This window comes from Mucilaginibacter sp. dw_454, assembly GCF_018449775.1.
GTDB lineage: Bacteria > Bacteroidota > Bacteroidia > Sphingobacteriales > Sphingobacteriaceae > Mucilaginibacter.
Genome location: NZ_JAAVVB010000002.1, coordinates 471,883 through 487,211 on the forward strand (window position 1 = coordinate 471,883; position 15,329 = coordinate 487,211).

Consider the following 15,329-nt stretch of genomic DNA (forward strand, 5'->3'; position numbering starts at 1 on the left):
AATTGAATTAAACTTTGGTATAATTTTTCTGTACTTTAAGGAAAATCAACCGTAATGAAAAATACCGTCATATTTATCCATGGAATGTTCCAGAATCCTAAAAGTTGGGAGAACTGGATTAAATTTTTCAAAGCCAGAGACTATGAGTGTATAGCGCCGGCCTGGCCAATGCACGACGGAGAACCTGCCGATTTGCGCTCGTTCCCGCCCGAAGACCTTGGCGGGCTGGAATTGCAAAGTATCGTAAATTTAATGGAAGATATAGCCACCTCAGCGGGGGAGAAGCCAATTGTAATAGGCCATTCTGTAGGTGGGCTTATTGCGCAACTACTTGTAAATAGAGGTTTTGCTAAAATGGGCATCGCTATAAACTCTGTTGCACCTAATGCTATGCTTACCTTAGATTGGGGTTTCATGAAAAACAGCGCGCTGATTGCCAATCCTTTTAAAGGCGATGATCCGTTTGTGATGGACCCTGAAAGCTTTCACTCATCATTCACTAACACGTTAAGTGCCGGGGAGTCGGACGCGTTATGGTCAAAATATGCAGTTAATGATAGCCGTAATGTATTGCGCGATTGTATGGGTGAGGATGGCGAGTTAGACGTAGAGAGTACCCACGCGCCGCTTTTATTTATTGGTGGATCTGAAGACCAAATCATCCCTCCATCTTTAAATCAGAAAAATGCGGAAGCTTACACCGATGAGGAAAGTATAACCGAGTTTAAAGAATTCCCTGCGCGTGGTCATGCCATTTGTATACAACCCGGTTGGGAAGAAGTGGCCGAGTATGTTGCAACCTGGCTAAGTAAAAACGAAAAATTTGCACATCAGCCGGCAGAAAGTTTTAAATAAAATACGTAGTTGTTTGATAGCGGAGAGAAATTAGGACTAATACTTTAAGCCTGATTTTCTCTCCGTTTTTTGTTTACAGCTAAATCGCTATTTATACATACTAATTCGTCTGTTTTATAGCGATATTTTTGTTACAAAGTGAAAACATTAGTTTATATGGTCAACTAATATTTAGATTTGCTTTACATAACACCCCGGTATGTCTGCATCTAACTTAAGATATCCTATAATGGGTATCATTTTATTATTATCTGTCGGTTCGGCCCAAAGTCAACAAAAGGTTTTGAGTTTAAAAGAAGCCGAACAAACCGCACTAAATAACTACGCTTCCATCAAAGCCAAAGCTAACCAGCTAAACGCTTCGAAAGCATCGTTCAATGAAACCAAGTCCGAGCAACTGCCGGATTTTAATCTGTCTGCGCAGCAAGATTATGGTACTGTAAATGGCTCAACCGGTCCTTTATATGGTTACAAAGGCGTTGCTGTAGCTTCATCGGGTCCGGCTTTAGCTAATCAAAATTATAATGCCGGTTTTGGCTCGCTGTATTCAAGCAGCATCAACTGGGATTTTTTCTCATTTGGTAAGGCCCGCGAAAAAACAAAGGTTCAAGGCGCCGTAGTTGCTTTAGATGAAACTGATTTAGTACAAGAGCAATTTCAGCATCAGGTGCGTGTAGCCAGTACTTATTTAAATTTATTGGTGGCGCAGCAATTGTATAAAGCACAACAGGATAACCTGGATCGTACCATACAGATACAAACTGTAGTGGTTGCCCGTGTAAAAAGCGGTCTTAATCCGGGTGTCGACTCTTCGCTTGCCAATGCCGAAGTATCAAATGCCCGCATAGCTTTAACCAATGCGCAGCAAACTGTACAAGATCAAAGCAATTTATTGTCGCAGTACTTAGGTCTGCCTCACCAGGGCTTTGTTTTAGATAGCATTTTTGTAACTAAGGCGCCGCCGCAGCCAAATGCCGCGCCGGGTATACAAATAGATCAACATCCCGAACTGCGGTTTTACCGCAGCCGTATAGGCGTAAGCGATGAGGCGGCTAAATACTACAGTACCTTCGCTTTACCCACCTTCAGTTTATTTGGTGTTTACCAGGGTAGGGGTTCCGGATTTAAAACCGATTACGGTGCCAATAATCTTGACGACTATAGTTCAAGCTACGGCGCGGGCGCAAATCCTACCCGTTATAACTACCTGCTGGGGGTAGGTGTGATTTGGAATTTTACCAATGTATTCCGGACCCATTACCAGGTGCAATCGCAAAAGTTTACGTCAGACCAATTACACAATGATTACGATTTAGTGAGCCAACGTTTGCAGGACGAAAGCCAGCTGGCCGATATCCGCATAGCTACGTCATTAAAAAACTTTAATGAAGCTCCTGTCGAAGTTAAGGCAGCCAGTGATGCTTATAATCAAAAGACGGCGCTTTACAAAAATGGCCTTTCAAACATTGTTGATCTCACCCAGGCGCTTTTTGTGTTGAACAGGGCAGAGGTTGACCGGGACATCGTGTCTAATAACGTATGGCAGGCGGTGCTCTCAAAAGCAGCTGCCACGGGCGATATGAATGTGTTTATGAATAATTTTTAATTAAGATACAGGTACATACACAATGGGAATGATTAAAAGTGCGCTGAGGAAACCAATTACCATACTGGTATTAGTGGCGGGATTGTTTTTCTTCGGTATCAACGCTATCCGGACTATCAAAATTGATATTTTCCCCGATCTAAACTTGCCTGTAATTTACATTTCGCACCCTTATGGTGGTTTTACACCAAACCAAATGGAGGCGTATTTTGGTAAGGCATATGTAAACTTGCTGCTTTACGTATCAGGCGTAAAGAGCATTGAAACAAAAAATATCAGCGGTTTAACGCTGATGAAATTGACATTTTACGAAGGAACTAATATGGCACAAGCCGCGGCGGAGGTCACGGCGTACACCAATAGGGCCCAGGCCAGTTTTCCGCCGGGTTCGCAACCGCCATTTATATTAAGGTTTGACGCTTCTACCTTGCCGGTAGGTCAGTTGGTATTAACCAGCCCAAGCCGAACCAATAACGAACTGTTGGATATGGCAAATATCTATATCCGTTCATCGTTTACGCAAATTCCCGGACTGGTTGCGCCGGCGCCATTTGGTGGTAACGTGCGTTCTATCGTAATTAAGGCCGATCCGCAATTGTTGCGCGAACACAATTTAACGCCCGATCAGATTGTTGCCGCCCTGCGCGATAATAACCAGAACAGCCCGGCAGGTAACGTCCGCATTGGCGATTTTAACTACCTTGCGCCTTCAAATACTACGGTTCAAAAAATCTCTGATTTTGGTAACATCGCCATATATAAAAATGGTATACAGACTGTATTTTTGCGGGATGTAGCTACGGTGGAAGACGGCGCGGATATTACCTCAAGTTACGCGCTGGTTAACGGTAAGCGTTCGGTTTATCTGCCTATTACCAAGTCGGCCGATGCATCTACCTGGGAGGTAGTGCAAAATTTAAAGAAGGCTATCCCTCACTTTCAGTCTTTACTGCCTGAGGATGTTAAGCTGTCTTATGTATTTGACCAATCGGTTTATGTAATTAACGCCGTAAAAAGTTTGGCAGAAGAAGGAGCCATCGGTGCGGTATTAACCGGTTTAATGGTACTCTTGTTTTTAGGCGATAGACGCGGTGCCTTCATTGTGATCCTGACCATACCGATTGCACTTATATCAGGGATACTTTTCCTTTCCTTGTTCCATCAAACCATCAATATCATGACGCTGAGTGGTCTGTCGCTGGCTATTGGTATTTTGGTCGATGAGTCCACGGTAACGATAGAGAATATTCACCAGCATTTTGATATGGGTAAACCCAAGGCCCTGGCTATTTGGGATGCTTGTAAGGAAATTGCGTTCCCTAAGTTACTGATCCTGTTTTGTATTCTGGCGGTATTTGCGCCGGCCTTTACCATGAAAGGTATTCCGGGCGCATTGTTCCTGCCGCTGGCTTTGGCTATTGGTTTCTCTATGATCACCTCGTATCTGCTGGCGCAAACCTTTGTGCCTATTATGGCTAACTGGGTGATGAAAAACGAACACGAAGACAAAAGCCACAAAGATGGTTTTGCTTTAGAGGATGAAGGCGATGCATGGGAACAAAAAGAGCTGGCAATTAAAAACGCTACGAAGAATGACGGCCATCAAACCCGTTTTGATAAATTCAGATTGAAATTTTTAGGGCTGATGGACCGGATGATGCCGATGCGTAAACCTATTGTATTGGTTTATGTCATTGGTGCCTGTGGATTAGCCTTCCTGATGCTGAACATTATAGGCCGTGACGTACTACCTAAAGTGAACTCAGGTACCTTCCAGGTGCGCCTTAGGGCTGCCGATGGCACCCGTTTGGAACGTACCGAAGCCATAACCATTACAAGTCTGCATATACTAGACCAGTTGGTTGGGCATGAAAATATTGAAGTTACTTCGGCCATGGTGGGTCAGCACCCGGGTCAGTTTTCAACCAGTCCAATTTATTTGTTCATGGCTGGCCCGCAAGAGGCTGTATTACAGGTAAACCTGAAAGAAGATTACAAAGTTAACCTGGATGAGTTGAAAGAGCGTTTCAGGGCGGCAATGCATAAACAACTACCCAACGTTGCGCTGTCTTTCGAGCCGATAGATTTAACTGATAAAATATTGAGCCAGGGCTCGCCAACGCCTATTGAGATTGCTCTTTCGGGCAAAAACAAACAGCAGAATGTCGATTTTGCCTTTAAAGTAGTAGATAAACTAAAAAAGATCCCTTACCTGCGCGATGTGCAGATTGGTCAATCGTTCAGATATCCTACTATTAATATCAATATAGACAGACAACGTGCTTCGCAATTGGGCGTTAGTTTAAATGATATATCGCGCTCGTTAACGGCGTCAACTTCGTCATCGCGCTTTACCGAGAAAAATGTTTGGCTGGATGAAAAGGCCGGTCAAAGTTATGCGGTACAGGTTGAGGTGCCCGAATATCAAATGTCAAGCATCAATGATATTAATGAGATACCGGTACTTGCTAACCAGGCCCGCCCGGTATTAGGCGATGTCGCGACCGTAACACCCGGCATTACTTTTGGCGAAAACGACGACATTGGTGCTGTGCCTATGCTAACTGTTACCGCTAACCTGAACAATATGGATTTGGGTACCGCAACCAGGGATGTTAATAAAGCTATTGCCTCGTTGGGTAAAATACCACGCGGATTGACCGTAGAACCACGGGGGCTAAGCACTACGCTAACTGATACATTGGATAGCTTGCAAAGCGGTTTATTGGTAGCCGTTATTGTGATTTTCTTAATGTTGGCAGCTAACTTCCAATCGTTTAAAATGTCTTTCGTAATATTGTCAACAGTGCCTGCGGTATTGTTTGGCTCGTTATTGCTGGTTAAAATAACAGGTTCAACATTGAACCTGCAATCATACATGGGTATGATCATGTCCGTGGGGGTATCTATATCCAATGCGGTGCTGCTCATTACCAACGCCGAAGAATTACGTAAACATAATGGCGATGCATTAAAGTCGGCCCGTGAAGCAGTAGCTTTGCGCCTGCGCCCGGTGTTAATGACCAGTTTGGCCATGGTGGTAGGTATGATACCTATGGCGTCAGGCCTGGGTGAAGGTGGTGATCAAACATCACCGTTAGGCCGCGCGGTAATTGGTGGCCTGGTAGCCTCTACCTTTGCTGCGTTATTGATATTACCACTGGTGTTTGCCTGGGTACAAGGCAATACTACCACCGACTCTGTTTCATTAGACCCTGAAGATAAAGAAAGCAAATTCTATGTTCCCCTGCACCATCATGAAAACTAAATCTATAGCCTTATTAGCCGGAATGGCTATAACCTGCACCCTGATGCTTGGTGCCTGCCACTCTGATAAAAAAGAAAAGGAAGAGGCAAAACAAGCACAGGCACAAGAAGCCGCATTGGATGATCCGGCGGTTAAAACCGGTACTGCCGAAAAAGGAAGCCTGAGTTCAAACATCGCCGTTCCCGGCGAGCTGGTACCTTATCAGGAAGTTGATCTTTTTGCTAAGATCAATAGTTATGTGAAAAAACTAAATGTCGATATCGGGTCGCAGGTACATACCGGCCAGCTTTTAGCTACGCTTGATGCTCCCGAGATCAACTCACAATTGGCCGGCGCTCAATCGCGTATCAAACAGCAGGAAGCTGTTTACTTTGCCAGCAAAGCTACTTATGACCGCTTGGTGAGCACCAGCAAAACACCCGGTACCATTTCGCAAAATGACCTGGAACAAGCCGAAGCTAAAAAGAATGCAGATTACGCCAATGTAGAAGCTGCTAAGTCTGCTTATAAAGAAGTAGCGTCAAATTTGGATTACCTGCAAATTAAGGCGCCTTTTGATGGAATTGTAACGGCACGTAATGTCAACGCAGGCGCATATGTTGGCCCGGGCGGTAAAGGGTCTGACCCACTGTTTGTTGTGCAAGATCAAGGCAGACTACGTTTAGTAGTATCTGTGCCTGAAGCTTATGTTGGTGGATTAAGCCAAAAAAACGAGGTGAAGTTTACGGTACGCGAATTACCCGGCGAACACTTTACTGCTAAGATAGCCCGCCTTGCCGGTGCGCTTGACGAAAAACTGCGTTCTGAACGTGTGGAGATGGATGTTTACAACAAGGGCAAAAAGTTATTACCGCATATGTATGCGGATGTGGAAGTTCCGCTACCATCAAATGATAGCACCATGAACGTGCCAAGCACCGCGGTTGTATCATCAACAGAAAAAGTATTTGTGGTTAAAGTGGTTGATCATCATGCCAAATGGGTGGATGTAAAAAAAGGTTTCCAGGCTAAAGATAGAATAGAAGTTTATGGCGATCTGAAAGCCGGTGACAAAGTGATCATCAACGCTACTGATGAGATCAGAGATGGCCAAAAAGTAAACGATTAGTATTTAGATATCAATATACAGTCGCGCCGGACTCATTTTCGGCATCCCGTTATTGTAGTGTGTTGCTAGTTGAGGATTGTTTAGCTGCGACGATGGGGTGTTGAAAAGGGTTCGGCGTAATTTTTACTGTAATTTAGAAATAATACCAACTCCTGTATTATCGGTACTGGCACCTGAGTTAGACAAGATCACCACCACCAATCCTTTCTCGATATTATAAGCCAGGAAACTACTGCTGCCTTCGGTGCCGCCATTATGGAAGATATAGCTCACACCATCCACTTTAATGATATGCCAACCCAAAGCTACTTCGCTATCGCCGTTGTTAAAAGTTATCTGATGTGCTAACTGGAAAGCTTTAGAGAGCTTGCTGTTAGACTTAGTCATGTTAGCCCTGGCATATATCAACAGATCATTAATAGTTGATTTAAGCGAACCACAGGCCTGCAAAGCGTCGAAATCCCAGGGTGGGGTGGGTACACCATTCTCATTATAAACTGTAACGAACCGCGGCGCTGTCTGCACGTTTAAATGTTGTTCGGTCGATTTCATGCCTAAAGGCTTGCAAATAATCTCGGTAACCAGTTGCTCGTATGGTTTACCGGTAACGCGTTCCAGTATAACACCTAATAACCCAACTGCCAGATTTGAGTAGGCATATTTAGTGCCTGGGGTACTTCTTAGCGTGCAGTTTTTCAAATAACCGAACAGCATTTCGCGAGTGTAGTACCGATACGGGTTAGCATCGCTGTAATTTATTTGTGCCGAAAAGTTGCCAGGTAAACCCGGTAAGCCAGATGAATGGTTACTTAGGTTAACCAGTTTGATGTCTTTTAACGCCGGATTAGCCGCTACCGAGTCTGGCAGATATTTGGTAATAGGATCATTCAGGTTAAGCTTTCCTTCGTTTACATACCAGGCCAGTAGGGTAGCGGTAAATGTTTTGCTGATGGATGCGATCTCGAAAATGGTATTAACAGTTGGCAGCTGACCATTATCCCGCTTGGTTTCGCCATAGTTATAAGTGCTAATGGCGCCGTTTTTTAAGATACCAAGACTTAACCCTGCCGTATTGGCTTTTTGAATATACTTACGGGCCACCACATCAACTACGCTGTCTGTTTTAGTTTTTAAAGAATTGGTTGATGGTACAAGCGACTTTTTATTTTTAACGGGTTCAGTATAAGGCTCGAGTTTAAATAGATCAAGTTTATCACCATCGTCCAAACTAAGACTTAATAGAAACGCTGCGTTTTCGTATTGTATTTTATAAGCAGCGGTTACATTGTTAACAAAGCTAACCAGTGAATCTTTTTTAATAAGGCCCAGCGAAAATACCTCCCGGAATAGAAAGTCGCGAAATACGCCTTGACTAATGGATTGCCTGAAACGTGTATCTGCCAGGTCATAGATAGCATCTGCATCTTTAGTGTAGATATGTTTTTTGATGAGCTTAAAAACTGAATCTGTTTTGCGGAGCTGGCGTGCCTGTGCATTTACCTGGCTGGTTAACAATAAGCCAAAACAACTTATCAATATGCCACGCAACACCTTGGTCATGATTATTCAGGGTTTTGACCGGCCAGCAGGTAAAGAACCGCCATACGGATGGCTACACCGTTTTCAACCTGGTCTAATATGATGGATTGTTTACTGTCCGCCACGTCGCTGGTTATCTCTACGCCGCGGTTAATAGGGCCTGGGTGCATCACGGTGATCTCCTTGTCCAGCGAGTCCAGGATTTGTTTGTTCAAGCCATACAGCATGGTATACTCGCGCAGTGAGGGGAAGTATTTTATATCCTGACGCTCCAACTGGATACGCAGCATATTGGCTACGTCGCACCAGTTCAGGGCTTTGATCAGGTTATGCTCAACTTTTACGCCTAAAGCGCCAATATATTTAGGGATTAAGGTTGTTGGTCCGCAAACCATAACCTCTGCGCCCAATTGTTTCAGACAAAGTATATTTGACAGCGCTACACGCGAGTGCAGGATATCGCCCACAATCACCACCTTTTTACCGGCCACGTCGCCATACTTTTCGCGGATAGAGAAGGCATCCAGCAAAGCCTGGGTTGGATGCTCGTGCGCACCGTCGCCGGCATTTACTATTTGGGCCTTTACATGCTTAGATAAGAAGGTGGCTGCACCGGCATAGGGGTGACGCATTACTACCATATCCACTTTCATAGCCAGGATGTTGTTAACGGTGTCAATCAGCGTTTCGCCTTTGCTAACTGATGACGATGATGCCGCAAAGTTCACCACATCTGCCGACAGGCGCTTTTCGGCCAATTCGAACGACAAACGTGTACGGGTTGAGTTCTCAAAAAAGATATTGGCAATAGTCACATCGCGCAATGACGGCACCTTTTTGATAGGACGATTAAGAACCGTTTTAAAATTGTCGGCTGTTTCAAAAATCAACTGAATATCAGCTTCATTTAAACCTTTAATTCCAAGTAGGTGACGTGTGCTTAATCCTGGCATATGTTTATATTTCGAATATATTGTTTGTCATTGCGAGCGATAGCGTGGCAATCGCAAGGAGGTAGGAAGTTCGCGATTGCTTCGTCGTTCCTCCTCGCAATGACAGGTTTAATTTATTTTACCTCCGATAGCAATACTATCTTATCTTCTCCATCCGTCTCTTTCCAACTCACCACTACCTTTTGCGACGCGATAGAATCGACCTCAATACCTACATAATCTGCTGCTACCGGTATATGGCGCGAGTATCTGCGATCAACCAATGCCAGCAGCTCAACCTTTTCAGGGCGGCCAAAGGCCAGCATAGCGTCCATAGCCGCGCGGATGGTGCGGCCGGTCCAGAGTACATCGTCCATTAAAACCACTTTCTTACCTTCAATAATAAAATCGATCTTGGTTTGATTAGGTACCAGTGGGGCACCAGGGCGGCGGAAATCGTCACGGTAAAAGGTGATGTCCAGATTGCCTTGTTCGATGGTATCGTTAGGTAGGATCTTGCGGAGTTCTTCGGCGACACGCTTGGCCAGGTAAATACCTCTTGGCTGTATACCAATTAATACCGTTTGCGAGAAATCGTTATGATTTTCGATTAACTGACGACATAAACGCTGTATAGTGATTTGAAATTTCTGACCGTCGAGCAGCGTAAGATTTTGCATCGTGTGGGTGGATTTGGGCAAAGGTAATAATTTTTGTGATTAATGTGTTAGGGTAATAATCAGAACTTATCTGCAAATATTGTGTTAATTTGTTGTATTCCTGAAAAGTGTAAACCTTGTTGGCTCATTTGCGTAAAACGCGTCATATGTCGAAATTTAAATACTTTCTGCTTTTATTTTTCATCAGCAGCGCCGCATTTGCACAGCAGCCATTGTCAGCCTTGCGCACTCGTTTAAAAAACGAAAACGATCCTCAGAAAATTGCCACTTACCTTGAAATAGGTAAGTTTTATGAGGCCGACCAACCCGATTCGGCAGTTCATTATTGTAATCAGGCCATGCGTTTGGCAGAAATGGCCGGCGACCATCATAGCCAGGGCATTCTGTTAATAGAGTTGGGGCACATCAATATTTTGCATCATCATGATGATCTGGCCCGCAGGTTTACTAATGAGGCGCTGTCTGTTTTTAGAAATCTGCGCGATGAAGAGGGCGTAGCGATAGCTTATGATCAACTAGGGCTGCTGGATGGCGAAGGGAAGAACGTAGCCATGGCGGTTACAGAATTAGATAAATCGCTTAGTTTTTATAAAGATAGCCATGATAGTTTAGGTGTGCTGGATACTTACAATGGTTTAGGCAAGGTTTATGAAGAGAAAGGAGATGTAGAAAAAGCATTGACATACTATCTGCGAACACTTGTTCAGTACGAACATCGTAAACAAAAACCCGAAGCCTATTTCATTCTATTAGATAGGATAGGCCATTTGTACCTGCGCAAAGGCGACAACCGCACCGCTGTCAAATACTTGGAAGAAGGTGTTCAAAACAGCCGCATACCTGCCCAGCGTGATACCGAGATCAACATGCTTGATGAAGAAGGCAAGATCTATCAACAGGAAGGACAGGCTGCGCATGCACTGGCCACTTATAAAGAGGCGCTGTCTGAAGCTAAAAAGTATAACCGCCCGGAGCAACAGGCCGAAGCTTTGATTGATATAGCAGGCGTATTAAAAAATGACAACACCAGCCAAAGTTTAACCGACTTAAAGCGGGCACTGCAAATTGCCGACAGCTTAAAACAACCGCGCTTAGCCGCTAATATTTATGAGGCTATGGCCGGCGTATATCAACAGGAAAAAGATTATAAAGAAGCTATGGCTGCGCTGGAGGAAAACCACAGGTTGCTGGACAGTTTGCTCAATGCCGATACCACCAAAGATATAGCTGCGATAGATAGCAGTTACGCGCTGGAGTCGTCGCGCGAAAAGATTGGAAACCTGCAGCAGGTGAGCAAAGTGGAGAAAAAGGAACTCGATCTTACCTTTGTAATACTGGCCATGGTTGCCATAGCTTTAGTGCTGATCTACCGCTACGTACACAAAATAAGGCGATTAAACAAAGAGCTTAAAGCAGCTAACCAGGTGAAAGATACGCTGTTCTCGGTGATAGGGCATGATTTAAAGGGGCCGGCCGGCAGTGCAGCGCAACTGTTCGCGCTAATGGAAACGGAGGAATTTACCGAGGAGGAGCTGAAAGCTATAATATCAGATCTTCGCAAGCAAACGGAGGCGTCCTTCGAGTTGCTGCAAACCTTGTTTGAATGGGGTAGGGCGCAATTGCAGGGTATCAAGGTGCAGCCCGAACAGTTGGATACTAAAGCAATTATCGACAAGAATATTAACCTGCTTGCCAGGCAAGCAGCATTAAAGAATATATCGGTTATTGACAGTGTACCGACGGGATCAGGCATTATTGGCGATCTGAATCATTTTGATTTCATTGTGCGTAATCTACTGTCGAACGCTATTAAGTTTACGTATGAGCATGGCAGCATTGAGCTTGGTGCAAAGCGGCAGGATACTAAAGTGGTATTTATGGTTAGAGATACCGGCACCGGCATCTCTAACCAGCAACAGCAGCAATTTCTGACCTCAAACCTGCAGGTATCCTACGGTACTAAAGGCGAGAAAGGAAGTGGGTTGGGACTTAACCTCATCAAAGAGTTCGTTGCGGCTAACCACGGCAGCATCTGGCTTGAAAGCGAGCAGGGCAAAGGCACTACGTTTTACTTCTCGTTCCCGGCGGCGTGAGCGGCTGGTATCCTTTGTTTGAAGCTACAAACTAAAAACGTCATTGCGCGGCCACTACGCAATCTATACAACAGACAGTCAATAAGAAAAATCTCGTCGGCGATAGCCAGCACGATGACTACGGACATTGATTAGCAAGTGTGGAGATTGCTTCGTACCTCGCAATGACGCGCGAGGATAGAGCGTAAAGCAACCAACTCAACAAAAAAGCCCTGTCAATTGCTTGACAGGGCTTTGGTAAAATATTCGGTTAAAGCTTATTTAGCTTCTTCTTCAGATTTTTTAGCTGCAGCTTTTTTGTTAGCAGCTTTAGTTTCTGCACCTTCCATTTGTTCTTTCAATTGGGCAAGTACAGATAAATCACCTAGTGTAGATTTTTCAACCGATTCTTTCACTTTCTTAACCGCATTGTTAGCAGATTTTGCTTCTTTTTTACGGTTTTCGAAGTCTTGTACACGAGCATCAGCGCGAGCTTCTTCCCATATACGTGAGTGTGAAATTACAATACGTTTGTTTTCTTTGTTAAACTCGATGATTTTGAAATCAGCTGTATCTTCAGCTTTCAGGCTTTTGCCATCTTCTTTAACCAGGTGTTTGGTAGGTACGAAACCTTCAACACCGTAAGGTAAAGCAACAATTGCACCTTTGTCAGTTACTTTGATCACGGTACCTTCGTGGATTGAATCCAGGGTGAAGATAGTTTCAAAAGTATCCCAAGGGTTTTCTTCTAATTGTTTGTGACCTAAGCTCAGTTTGCGGTTATCAACATCCAATTCTAATACAATCACGTTTAATTTTTCACCAACTTTAGTGAATTCATTAGGGTGATTGATTTTCTTAGACCATGATAAGTCAGAGATGTGGATCAAACCGTCAATGCCATCTTCAAGCTCAACAAACACACCAAAGTTGGTCATGTTTTTAACTGTAGCTACGTGGGTTGTACCAACTGCGTAACGTTCAGCAGCATTTTGCCAAGGATCTGGGGTTAATTGTTTGATGCCTAAAGACATTTTGCGCTCGTCGCGATCTAATGTCAATACTTGTGCTTCAATTTCGTCGCCAACTTTCAGAAATTCCTGTGGATTGCGTAGGTTTTGAGACCATGACATTTCTGACACGTGGATCAAACCTTCAACACCCGGGATGATTTCTAAGAAAGCACCGTAATCTGCAACAGTAACTATGCGGCCTTTAACTTTCGAACCAATTTGCAAAGTTTCGTCAAGTGATTGCCAAGGATGAGGAGTTAATTGTTTTAAGCCCAAAGCGATACGTTTTTTCTCGTCATCAAAATCCAACACAACAACGTTGATTTTCTGATCCAATGCCAAAACTTCTCTTGGATGCTCAATACGGCCCCATGAAATATCTGTAATGTGTAATAAACCGTCAACACCACCAAGGTCAATAAATACACCAAAGTCTGTAATGTTTTTAACTGTTCCTTCCAATACCTGACCTTTTTCAAGTTTGGCAACAATTTCGGTTTTTTGGTTTTCTAAGTCGTCCTCGATCAACACTTTGTGTGATACTACCACGTTTTTAAACTCGTGGTTGATTTTAACAACTTTGAACTCCATTGTTTTGCCCACATAAACGTCATAATCCCTGATAGGTTTAATGTCGATTTGTGAACCTGGTAAGAAGGCTTCAACGCCCATGATGTCTACAATCAGACCACCTTTAGTTCTGCTCTTAACAAAACCGGTAATGATCTCATCGTTATCTAATGCAGAATTAATTTTCTCCCATGATTTTTGAGTTTTTGCACGTTTACGAGAAAGTACTAACTGACCGTTAGCATCTTCTTGCGACTCAACAAATACGTCAACTGTGTCACCGATTTTCAAATCAGGTGTATCACGGAATTCAGAAACAGATACCAAACCGTCAGATTTAAATCCTACGTTTAATACTACATCCTTATTGTTAACATTTACAACAGTACCGGTGATAATTTCGCCTTTGGTGATAGAGCTAAAAGTTCCATCATACAATTTCTCCATTTTCTCGCGCTCGCTGTCGCTGTAGTTACCAAATTTTTTGTCGTCAGCGTCCCAGTCGAAATCTTCGCGGGGTGCTGTAACAATTTGAGATTTGATCTCTTCGATTGATATTGAATCAGCCTCTGATTCAATAGTTTCTTTTTCGCCAGATGCGGTAACTGTTCCCAGCTCTGCTTCTTTAGCTTTTAATTCTTTTTCTGCTTCTTGTTTTTTTGCCATTAAATGATTTATCTCCTTTTCCCAATTTGTTAATTGGGACTGCAAAGGTACGACTATATTTTATTCTGAAAAATTTAATTTGATCTTAAATGCTGATTTTTAGGGGTTTTTGCCTACTAATGGGTGTTTTTTGGCGATATTCTTCACCGTCAACCTATTAACCTATCAAAAAAGCACTAAAATTAGGCTATAGTTTACTTTCGATTTCTTGAAAAATCGACATAAAATCGGGTAGTAAAAGCTCGCGATAGGCAACCAATACTTCATTCATGCGCGCTTCGTGTTCGGGAGTAAACGGATTTTCCCAAACGCGCATACAGATCCGTTTCAGGGCATAAGCAATTTGCTCGGTCTCTGAATAGGTGTGGAGATAAGCAGAACGTTTGAATCCCTCAAAAAAATGAAAGAAGCGGGTGCTGTCTTTTAATCCTGCTGCAGTAAGGAATTCCTGGATAACATCGGTATTGCAGCCTTTTAAATGATCATAGAAATCTTCGACAGTTATTTTGCCGGTGGTAAGTAATAGGTTATCAATAATCAATTCTACCCCGATATGTCCCAAAAAGAATGGTTTAACCGGCGAACCTTCAATAGCAGGTATCAATTGTTTTTTAAGCTGATGCGAATGCGTAGTGAAAAAATCGGCTGAGTGAAAATAGCGGTCGACATCCAGGTGTTTGTTCCAACCGGCAACAATGCTGTTTACGTTGGGGCTTGGGTGATGTAGTTTTTCGGGATGGAGGACGATGCTTTTATCCGCATTCTTTAAAAGATCGGGCAGTACCGTGCCTAGTATAAAGTAGCAGTCGGTAACCTCTCGGTCAAAATAAAAGTGGGATAAAAAATTCATAAACGGGCCTCAGCTAAAAATAAAGAAAATGTTTGATTGGGCGATATTAATATTTAACATAAACTGCTTTTAACAGTTTTTAAATGGATTAAAATGCCCGACAGGTTAATCTTTTCTGCATAAAACTGTTTAAAAGTGTATAATCTGTTATCTTTGGCGGCCCGCTAATT

10 protein-coding genes are annotated in these 15,329 nt (G+C 43.4%); 5 read left to right on the plus strand and 5 right to left on the minus strand.

The annotated features are described in order from the left end of the window. Positions 1 to 54: 54 nt before the first annotated feature. From HB679_RS09290 to HB679_RS09305, 4 genes are all read left to right on the plus strand, one after another. Positions 55 to 855 carry an alpha/beta hydrolase gene (locus tag HB679_RS09290; RefSeq protein ID WP_214071684.1) on the plus strand — a complete coding sequence of 267 codons (801 nt, stop codon included), beginning with the start codon at positions 55 to 57 and terminating at the stop codon, positions 853 to 855. 199 nt (positions 856 to 1,054) lie between these two features. After that, positions 1,055 to 2,461 (plus strand): TolC family protein, encoded by a 1,407-nt coding sequence (locus HB679_RS09295; RefSeq protein WP_255547567.1) that lies wholly within the window; start codon positions 1,055 to 1,057, stop codon positions 2,459 to 2,461. Positions 2,462 to 2,483: 22 nt separating this feature from the next. Beyond that, positions 2,484 to 5,729 carry an efflux RND transporter permease subunit gene (locus tag HB679_RS09300; RefSeq protein WP_214071685.1) on the plus strand — a complete coding sequence of 1,082 codons (3,246 nt, stop codon included), beginning with the start codon at positions 2,484 to 2,486 and terminating at the stop codon, positions 5,727 to 5,729. Beyond that, positions 5,719 to 6,837, plus strand: a complete 1,119-nt coding sequence (locus tag HB679_RS09305; RefSeq protein ID WP_214071686.1) for an efflux RND transporter periplasmic adaptor subunit — start codon at positions 5,719 to 5,721, stop codon at positions 6,835 to 6,837. The genes HB679_RS09300 and HB679_RS09305 overlap by 11 nt, the downstream gene beginning before the upstream one ends. A 123-nt stretch (positions 6,838 to 6,960) precedes the next feature. On the opposite strand, the gene HB679_RS09310 is transcribed toward HB679_RS09305, so the two are convergent. The 3 genes from HB679_RS09310 to pyrR form a co-directional block, all read right to left on the minus strand. Further along, positions 6,961 to 8,397, minus strand: coding sequence for a serine hydrolase domain-containing protein (locus tag HB679_RS09310; RefSeq protein ID WP_214071687.1), 1,437 nt, complete (start codon positions 8,395 to 8,397; stop codon positions 6,961 to 6,963). Between the two features lie 2 nt (positions 8,398 to 8,399). Then, positions 8,400 to 9,329 (minus strand): aspartate carbamoyltransferase catalytic subunit, encoded by a 930-nt coding sequence (locus HB679_RS09315; RefSeq protein ID WP_214071688.1) that lies wholly within the window; start codon positions 9,327 to 9,329, stop codon positions 8,400 to 8,402. A gap of 113 nt (positions 9,330 to 9,442) precedes the next feature. After that, a complete protein-coding gene (gene pyrR, locus HB679_RS09320; RefSeq protein ID WP_214071689.1) occupies positions 9,443 to 9,988 on the minus strand; it encodes a bifunctional pyr operon transcriptional regulator/uracil phosphoribosyltransferase PyrR in 546 nt (181 codons plus the stop codon). A gap of 146 nt (positions 9,989 to 10,134) precedes the next feature. Between pyrR and HB679_RS09325 the strand changes: the two genes are divergently transcribed. Then, positions 10,135 to 12,081: a tetratricopeptide repeat-containing sensor histidine kinase gene (locus HB679_RS09325; RefSeq protein ID WP_214071690.1), complete on the plus strand. Its 1,947-nt coding sequence runs from the start codon at positions 10,135 to 10,137 to the stop codon at positions 12,079 to 12,081. Between the two features lie 257 nt (positions 12,082 to 12,338). Here HB679_RS09325 and rpsA read toward each other — a convergent pair whose 3' ends face one another. Continuing rightward, positions 12,339 to 14,309, minus strand: coding sequence for a 30S ribosomal protein S1 (gene rpsA / locus HB679_RS09330; RefSeq protein WP_214071691.1), 1,971 nt, complete (start codon positions 14,307 to 14,309; stop codon positions 12,339 to 12,341). A gap of 187 nt (positions 14,310 to 14,496) precedes the next feature. Next, complete coding sequence (locus HB679_RS09335) at positions 14,497 to 15,159, minus strand: hypothetical protein (protein WP_214071692.1); 663 nt, start codon at positions 15,157 to 15,159, stop codon at positions 14,497 to 14,499. Positions 15,160 to 15,329: the final 170 nt, after the last annotated feature.